1 protein-coding gene is annotated in these 529 nt (G+C 44.6%); it reads left to right on the top strand.

Going from position 1 to position 529, the window contains the following annotated elements; translation table 11 throughout:
• The first annotated feature begins 73 nt into the window (after window positions 1–73).
• Window positions 74–478 carry an EVE domain-containing protein gene (locus tag R7P74_RS29025; RefSeq protein WP_318124173.1) on the top strand — a complete coding sequence of 135 codons (405 nt, stop codon included), beginning with the start codon at window positions 74–76 and terminating at the stop codon, window positions 476–478.
• The last annotated feature ends 51 nt before the right edge of the window (window positions 479–529 follow it).

Raw genomic sequence — 529 nt, 5'->3', positions numbered from 1 at the left:
CCCAGAGAGAACAGATGGACAAAAGTTGCCCTGATAAGTTACACATCCTAAATGACATTTAAGCTAAAAGGTTATGAATTACTGGTTAGTTAAACAGGAGCCGACTTCTTATTCTTTCGATACTTTTCGATCAGAAAAGAAAACTGACTGGACCGGGGTCCGAAATTATCAGGCTAGAAATAATCTTCGGGCAATGAGCAAAGGCGACAAGGTCCTTTACTATCATTCCGGCGATGAGCGTGCTGTTGTCGGATTGGCAAAAGTAACCAAAACCGCATTTCCGGACCCGACTGATGAAAACTGGGTAGCGGTTGAACTCGAGGCAGGAAAGCGGTTGCGTAAACCTGTTACGCTTAGTGAGATCAAGGCAAACCCGAAGCTGGCCAATATCGCTCTTGTACGGCTTTCAAGGTTATCGGTTGTGCCATTGACAGAGGCTGAATTTGACGAAATTCTTGCCATGTCTGAGACTAAATAGATGCCTTCGACAAGCATTCAGGTAACATAGAAGCAACCATCGATCACACTA

The sequence above is a fragment of the Vibrio sp. 2033 genome (assembly GCF_033339735.1).
Note: the sequence above shows the minus strand (reverse complement) of the source record. Positions and strands in the feature narration are given on the sequence as shown.